This window comes from Nitratireductor aquibiodomus NL21 = JCM 21793, assembly GCF_000615975.1.
Classification (GTDB): Bacteria; Pseudomonadota; Alphaproteobacteria; order Rhizobiales; family Rhizobiaceae; genus Nitratireductor; species Nitratireductor aquibiodomus.
On sequence record NZ_BAMP01000056.1, the window covers coordinates 20,390 to 27,423 of the forward strand.

The following is a 7,034-nucleotide window of genomic DNA, read 5'->3' on the forward strand; positions in this document are numbered from 1 at the left end:
GAAATGGAGACGTCCTGATGGAAATGATCGATGCCAAACGCGTGCATGAACTGCTGGATTATGAAGGCCTGTTCGCCGCACTTGAAGCTGCGCACAAGGGCGGCATGCCCAAACAGTCCGACCGCCTGATCTATCAGGAGCCGAACCCGCAGGGCCAGCCGGACATCTTCATCATCCTGCCGGCATGGGAACCGCAGGAGGGCATTCTGGCAAAGCTGGTGACCTCTTTCCCCAACAACAAGACGCGGCACAATCTGCCGACCGTGAACTCGATCTATGTCTTCATCAATGCCGACACGGGCGTTGCCGAGGCTGTGATTGACGGCGAGGCCGTGATCTTCCGCAAGACGTCATCGGATTCTGCTTTCGGTTCGAAGCTTCTGTCGCGGGAGGATGCGGAGAACTTCCTGATGATCGGCGCTGGTGGGCTGGCACCCTATTTGGTCAAGGCGCATCTTGCCGCCCGGCCCAACCTCAAGCGTGTCATGCTGTGGAACCGCACGGCGGCCAATGCCGAAGCGCTGGCAAAGACGCTCGCCGCAGAAGGGATCGAAGCGGAGGTGGTCTTCGACCTCGACAAGGCCGTGAGCGAAGCCGACATCATCTCAAGCGCCACCATGGCCAACGAACCGCATCTGAAGGGCAAGCTCCTGAAGCCCGGTGCCCATGTGGATCTCGTCGGCTCCTTCACGCCTGAAATGCGCGAGGCCGACGACGATGTTCTCAAGCGCGCTTCCATCTTCGTCGATCATCGCCAGACCACCACGCGTTCCGGCGAATTCCTCGGGCCGTATGAGCGCGGCATCATCACGCCGGACGATGTGCGCGGCGATCTCTTCGAGCTTTGCCAGGGCAAGGTGAAGGGGCGCCAGTCGGCCGACGAAATCACCATGATGAAAAATGGCGGCGGCAGCCATATCGATTACTACGTCGCCAAATATCTCATGGACCGGCACCACGGCCGGCCCTTCTCGACACGCTGCTCGAGCTGATCCTGTGGCGGCGGCCAATGCGCCGCCGCCGCATTCTGACTGATGATCGTGAGGTGAAGACAAGGGGAGTGTCATGGAACTGCCGCGACGTTTGATCCCTTCCGTTTCCGGCCTGATCGCCTTCGAGGCGACGGCCAGACATCTGAGCTTTTCACAGGCCGCCAAGGATCTCTCGCTTTCGCAAGGGGCCGTTTCCAAACGGGTGCGCCAGCTGGAACAGATGCTTGGTGTGGCCCTTCTCGCCCGCAACAATCATCAGGTTCACCTGACGGAGATGGGACGGCGCTATCTCCCCCAGGTGCGAACGCTTCTCGGGCAACTGGAGAGTTCGACCCGGGCGCTGATGCAGGGCGCAGATGGCAAGGCCGTCATCACCATCGCGGCGCCGGTCGGGCTGGCGGCCTGCTGGCTTGTGTCGCGTCTTGGCGCTTTCCAGAACCGCAATCCCGGCCTCAGCATCAATCTCGTGACCTCGAAAACGCTGCTGGAAGCGGATGACGAAGCGCTGGACTGCGCCATCGTGCAGGGCATGCCGCAATGGGGTGGCGCGGCATGCGCGCCGCTTTTCGAGGAGGAGCTGCTGCCCGTGGCGAGCCCGCATTTCATGCGCACGAGGCGGCCCAACTCTCCCGAGGTTCTGCACGAGTGTACACTCCTTCACCTGACGGACCAGCCGGACCTCTGGGCCGAGTGGTTCGAGCGGGCCGGATGTGCCCGGCCCGGCCTTCCCCGTGGCCCTCAGTTCGATCAGTTCCCATTGCTGATCATGGCTGCGGTGCATGGGCAGGGCGCGGCGATGGTTCCTCGCTTCATGGTCGAGCGGGAGCTTGAGACCGGAGAGCTGGCGGTGCTGTTCGATGTGCCGCTGCGTGGCAGAAAAGCCTATCATTTTATAACGCCTGCGCGATCGGCCAGCGACCGGAATGTGCTTGCCCTGCGAGGCTGGGTCATGGACTGCGTGGCGAGGGAGGCAGGCTGCAGCGAAGCAGCCTGAGAGCCCCCAACGGCCTTGCCTGCCCGCCTTGCCTGCCCGCCTTGCCTGAACGGCACTGCCCTATTCCAAAAAGCGATTTGAGCCCGTTCAACCTCAAGGGCAGACTTTCTTTGGGAAGCGCGGCAATCTGGATACCTGTCCAGTGAAGACAGGGGTGGATGATCAGCCGGGCGACAACCAGAGGAGAACACACATGCCCGGTAAACTGAGGAAAATGCTTTATGCCAGCGCCCTTGCCGTCACCGCCTTTGCGGTGGGAGGGACAGGCGCGTCCGCAAAAGACGACATCAGCTTTCTGGTGGTCGATTACGATGCGCCCGGAATGGGCGACTGGTGGCAGCTTCTGGTGTCGACCTATGAAGAAAAGACCGGCAACAAGGTGGTGCCGCGCAACACGCCGGCAAGCGAATATTACGAGCAATTGCTCATTCAGGCCGCCAGCGGCACCGGTGCGGACATCCTGACCGTCAATCCGAACAACATCGGCGAGCTTCTTGCCGCCGGCCAGCTCATGCCATTGACGGATTTTCTCGAAAACTCCGGCGTGAAGGACCAGATCGTCGATGGCGGTTTCGATGCGTTGACAGTGGATGGCGAAATCTATGCGCTGCCGATCACCGGTCGTACGCTCGAACTGATTTACAACGCCTGCTATCTGAAGGAAGCCGGGTTCGACCGCCCGCCCCAGACCCCGCAGGAGTTTCTCGACTACGCGAAGAAGCTGACGGTGAAGGACGATTCGGGGCGCGTCACGCGGTATGGCGCGAACATGGTCAATGCCAACGAAGACCCCACCTATGAGATGCTTCTCATGTGGAGCATCGCCAATGGCGGCTCGTTTGCCGATGCGGATGGCAATTTCACGCTTGATTCTGAACCTGTGATCGCGGGCCTCAAGCAGATGAAGGCACTCTATGATGCGGGCGTCGTTCCAAAGGGAATGACGGAGACAGACCAGCGCTCGCTGTTTGCCACCGGTGGGACCGCCATGACCATTGACGGGCAATGGCAGTTTCCCTTTATCGAGAAGAACAACTCCGACAATTTCGACTGCTACAAATCGGCGCTTCACCCTTGGGACGGGCCCGGGACCGGTGGCGTGAACATGGCGCTGGCGGTCAACGCAGCAACCAAAAATCCGGACGCCGCCAAAGCCTTCATCCAAACAGCGGCCAGCGCGGAGATGCAGTCCACCTTCTCCGATCACAGTCCATACATTCCCTATGGGGTGAACGCGCTGACCGATGCGCAGAAAGAGGCGCGCCCCTATCTGGAGCCCTGGATCAAAAGCAGCGGAAACGCGCATCCGGTGGCCATTCCCGGCCATGCCGACCAGTTCAACGAGATATGGCCGATTGTTGTCGACGCCGTGCTGCTGACCCTGCGTGACGACAGGCCTGCCGAAGAGAGCCTCGCCGAAGCACAGGCCAAACTGGAAGACTGCTGCGCCAAATAGGTGCGGCATCAGAAATCCGGGCGACATCAAGCATGAGTGGCTTCAACAACAAGAAGGGAAAGGGCGGGCGACTGGCCGGAGACGGCAGCAGCCTCTCCAATTTCCTCACAGAAGGAAGGGGCTTCCTTCTCATCATGCTGTTGCCCGCCCTGCTGGTTCTGGGGTTTGTGATCGGTCTGCCGATGCTGAAGGCACTCATACTCAGCTTCGACACGATCAACTTCCGCAGGCCGGCAGCGGCGGGCACTTTTGGCTGGCACAATTATGAGAAACTGGTCTTCGATGCGCAGGTCTGGAACGCGGTCTGGCGCTCCGCGCTCTATATGGGCGGTACGGTCATCGGCTCCATCGTCCTTGCCCTTTCGGCGGCGCTTCTGACACGGCGCATTGTCCGGTTCCGAGCGCTTGCGCGGCTTACCTTCCTGATACCCTGGACGGTGCCAGCCGTGGTCACCGCGCTGGTCTGGGGAGTGATGTATGAAGGCAATTTCGGCGTCATCAACCGCCTTCTCGACCCCCTGCCCTTTCTCGACCGAACCGACTGGCTTATCGACCGCGATACCGCCCTTCCCGCGCTGATCCTGGCGCAGGTGTGGAACGAATTCCCGGTCGCCTACATCTTCTTTCTGGCCGGGCTGCACTCCATTCCCGACGAACTCTACGAGGCTGCCAGGATCGACCGGGCCAGCGCCTTCAACCAGTTCCGCTACATCACCCTGCCGCAGCTCAGCTCCGTCACGGCCGTGATCGTCGTGCTCCTCATGATCATGGGCTTCAAATCCTTTCCCATCATCTTCATCCTCACCGGAGGCGGACCAGCCGGCGCGACCGAGACCATGACCGTGCTTACCTACAACACCGCCTTTCGCAAACTGGATTTCTCCTATGCGGCGACGCTCGGCATTCTCGCCGTTCTCATTTCGCTCGCCATGGTGCTTGTCTATCTGCGCGTGATGAAGCGTGCGGAACGCGGTGCGGGCGGAGCCGTCTGACCATGGCGCAACCTATAGGAAGCTCGACCGCATCGAACATCCTGCATACCGCCGCATTGGTGCTGCTGGGGATGGTGGTCCTTTTCCCGGTCTACTGGATGGTTGTGATCGCACTGACACCAACCGGCTTCAGCCGCAGCCTCGCCGGTATCGTCCCCGAGCAGATCACGTTCGAGAATTTCACCACGCTGTTTACCGAGCGCCCGATGCTGCGCTGGATCGGAAACAGCATTTTCGTCGCGGCGGCTTCTTCCTTCCTGTCGCTCGCTTTTGGCGCCTCCTGCGGCTACGCCCTTAGCCGCATAAGATTCCGCGGTTCAGGCTCGTCCTCATCCTGGTTCTGGCCACGCAGATGATGCCAGCCACCAGCATCGTCGTGCCGCTTTACATATTGTTCCGCGACTTCGGCCTGCTCGACACCATGCAGGGCATGGTGCTTGGACACATCTCGCTCGTGGCACCACTGGCAATCTGGATGAGCAAAGGATTCTTCGACAGCATCCCCGCAGACCTCGAAGGCGCGGCCCGCATTGATGGCTGTTCGCGCCTTTCTGCCTACTGGCATGTAACACTGCCGCTGGCACTGCCCGGCCTTGCCGCGATCTTCATCTACGGTTTCGTAACGAGCTGGCACGACTTTCTGTTCGCCAAGACCCTCATCAACTCGCAATCGCTCTGGACTGCAGCCACAGGCATCTCGTCCTTCCGCGGCGAATATTTCACCCTGCATGAACTGCAGATGGCGGCGGCCCTTGTCTTCGCACTTCCAGTGATCGTCGTTTTTCTCATCATGCAAAGGCGCATCGTCTCAGGTGCGCTTGCCGGCAGCGTGCGCTGAGCGCAAACAGGAATCGAAACACCCCATGGCAACCGTTTCATTCTCCAAAGTCGTCAAGAAATACGGGCTGGCAGAAGTCATCCACGGAGCAGACATAAACATCGAAGACGGCGAGTTCATTGTTTTTGTCGGCCCCTCCGGCTGTGGAAAGTCGACGCTCTTACGCATGCTGGCTGGACTGGAGAGCATTAGCGGCGGCGAGATCCGGATTGGAGACCGGGCGGTAAATCACCTTCCTCCGAAAGACCGTGATGTGGCCATGGTGTTCCAGAACTATGCGCTCTACCCGCATATGAGCGTGGCCGACAACATCGGCTTTCCGCTTAAAATGACCGGCATTGCGCCAGCGAAACGCGCGCCGAAAGTGGCGGAAGTGGCGAGCCTGCTCGGGCTTGACGGCATGCTGGATCGTTACCCGCGCCAGCTTTCCGGTGGGCAGCGCCAGCGCGTCGCCATGGGCCGAGCTATCATACGCGAACCTTCCGTCTTCCTTTTCGATGAGCCACTCTCCAATCTGGACGCGGCACTGCGCGTACAGATGCGCCGAGAGATTAAACTCCTGCACCAACGCCTGGGTTCCACCATGATCTTCGTCACCCATGATCAGGTGGAGGCGATGACCATGGCCGATAGAATCGTGGTCTTGCGCGGCGGTCGCGTCGAGCAGATCGGCACACCGGATGAAATCTATCGAAAGCCGGAGAACACATTCGTGGCAAGCTTCATCGGCGCACCTCCCATGAATGTGATCGAAGGCACAGTCGCTCAACTGCAGAGAGGCCCCGTTTTCGTGCCGAAGGTCGAGCCCAAACTCGCAATTGATCTACCTGCAAGCACAAAAGCGCAACCGAATGCAGCCTTTCTGGGCATTCGACCAGAAGACTGCGTTCTGCAGCGCCGGACCGATCCATCCCAGCTGAACGGGTGTATCAAGTTCATCGAGCGAAGCGGGCCCGAAACTCAACTGACCATCGCAGTGGGTGCAACTGGCGGGCTTTCCATCACCACCCTCAGCTGGGACGGGAAAAGATATGCGATTGGTGACCCAGCGAATGTCGTTTTTCCCCCGGAGCGGCTGTGTCTCTTTGACCAGGAGGGCAAGCTGTTACGTTAGTCATGAATTGCACCAACTGCCAGTTTCCGCCACGTGCTGGTTGCGCAGTCACAACAAGACCCTGCACGTTGGTTGACTACTCGGGTTCTCCGTTTGCGCTATCGCACTGAGCGCGGTGCATCCTGTGTTCGTTTCTATACTCAACATCCAGAAAATGCGTCCGGTCATAAGCGGAGGCTGTTTGACGCTCCACTGTCTCGGGGAGGAGCTTTTTCAATGGAGCCTTCCGGCCTGGAGCTTGGCCCCGCCTGAGCGGCACAATTGAAAACCGCCGGCATCGCTTCCCGGTCCGCGCCTGCGCTTCGATCCAACCGCTTCATCCGGAGGAAGGAACTTAGCTATGGATAGGCGAGTGCGGTGTATAGAGATGTTAGAAGCTGAAGTGGCGCTTGCCACGATTGTTGGGGTCGTGGATGCCCCTCTGCTCTGGCTTCCGGGCTTGTCTATGGCGGCTGAGGCGGCCGTCGTTTGGGCGGCGCGCACCTTTGGGAGGGGCGTCGTCCGATGTTCTGTCTGAGGTGACTGGCGGCGTTCCGGGCCCGGCGTTTCCGCTTTGCCTTTCCTCATTGAGGAGAGAGGGCGTGCGCGGTTTGGCTGGTCCAAAGAACAGGCCCGCGAACCGGTTGGTTTAGGGGATTTTTGTGTTGA

7 protein-coding genes are annotated in these 7,034 nt (G+C 59.9%); all 7 read left to right on the top strand.

Annotated elements, in window-relative coordinates; genetic code table 11:
* The first annotated feature begins 17 nt into the window (after positions 1 to 17).
* The 7 genes from JCM21793_RS15005 (at position 18) to JCM21793_RS15030 (ending at position 6,386) form a co-directional block, all read left to right on the top strand.
* On the top strand, positions 18 to 992 hold the full coding sequence (locus tag JCM21793_RS15005; protein ID WP_025030887.1) for an ornithine cyclodeaminase family protein: 975 nt from the start codon (positions 18 to 20) through the stop codon (positions 990 to 992).
* Positions 993 to 1,065: 73 nt separating this feature from the next.
* A complete protein-coding gene (locus JCM21793_RS15010; RefSeq protein ID WP_025030888.1) occupies positions 1,066 to 1,986 on the top strand; it encodes a LysR substrate-binding domain-containing protein in 921 nt (306 codons plus the stop codon).
* Positions 1,987 to 2,179: 193 nt separating this feature from the next.
* Positions 2,180 to 3,442, top strand: a complete 1,263-nt coding sequence (locus JCM21793_RS15015; protein ID WP_036540502.1) for an ABC transporter substrate-binding protein — start codon at positions 2,180 to 2,182, stop codon at positions 3,440 to 3,442.
* A 32-nt stretch (positions 3,443 to 3,474) separates the two neighbouring features.
* Positions 3,475 to 4,434 (top strand): carbohydrate ABC transporter permease, encoded by a 960-nt coding sequence (locus JCM21793_RS15020; RefSeq protein ID WP_025030890.1) that lies wholly within the window; start codon positions 3,475 to 3,477, stop codon positions 4,432 to 4,434.
* Between the two features lie 2 nt (positions 4,435 to 4,436).
* A complete protein-coding gene (locus JCM21793_RS30440) occupies positions 4,437 to 4,790 on the top strand; it encodes an ABC transporter permease family protein (RefSeq protein ID WP_244439787.1) in 354 nt (117 codons plus the stop codon).
* Positions 4,787 to 5,272 (top strand): carbohydrate ABC transporter permease, encoded by a 486-nt coding sequence (locus JCM21793_RS30445; RefSeq protein ID WP_244439788.1) that lies wholly within the window; start codon positions 4,787 to 4,789, stop codon positions 5,270 to 5,272. Before JCM21793_RS30440 ends, JCM21793_RS30445 begins: the two co-directional genes overlap by 4 nt.
* 25 nt (positions 5,273 to 5,297) lie before the next feature.
* Complete coding sequence (locus JCM21793_RS15030) at positions 5,298 to 6,386, top strand: ABC transporter ATP-binding protein (protein WP_025030891.1); 1,089 nt, start codon at positions 5,298 to 5,300, stop codon at positions 6,384 to 6,386.
* Positions 6,387 to 7,034 lie beyond the last annotated feature (648 nt).

Coding starts and splice junctions, on each gene's coding strand:
- JCM21793_RS15030 (WP_025030891.1), top strand. CDS start 5,298: ATGGCAACCGTTTCATTCTCCAAAGTCGTCAAGAAATACGGGCTGGCA.
- JCM21793_RS15015 (WP_036540502.1), top strand. CDS start 2,180: ATGCCCGGTAAACTGAGGAAAATGCTTTATGCCAGCGCCCTTGCCGTC.
- JCM21793_RS15005 (WP_025030887.1), top strand. CDS start 18: ATGGAAATGATCGATGCCAAACGCGTGCATGAACTGCTGGATTATGAA.
- JCM21793_RS15020 (WP_025030890.1), top strand. CDS start 3,475: ATGAGTGGCTTCAACAACAAGAAGGGAAAGGGCGGGCGACTGGCCGGA.
- JCM21793_RS30445 (WP_244439788.1), top strand. CDS start 4,787: ATGATGCCAGCCACCAGCATCGTCGTGCCGCTTTACATATTGTTCCGC.
- JCM21793_RS15010 (WP_025030888.1), top strand. CDS start 1,066: ATGGAACTGCCGCGACGTTTGATCCCTTCCGTTTCCGGCCTGATCGCC.
- JCM21793_RS30440 (WP_244439787.1), top strand. CDS start 4,437: ATGGCGCAACCTATAGGAAGCTCGACCGCATCGAACATCCTGCATACC.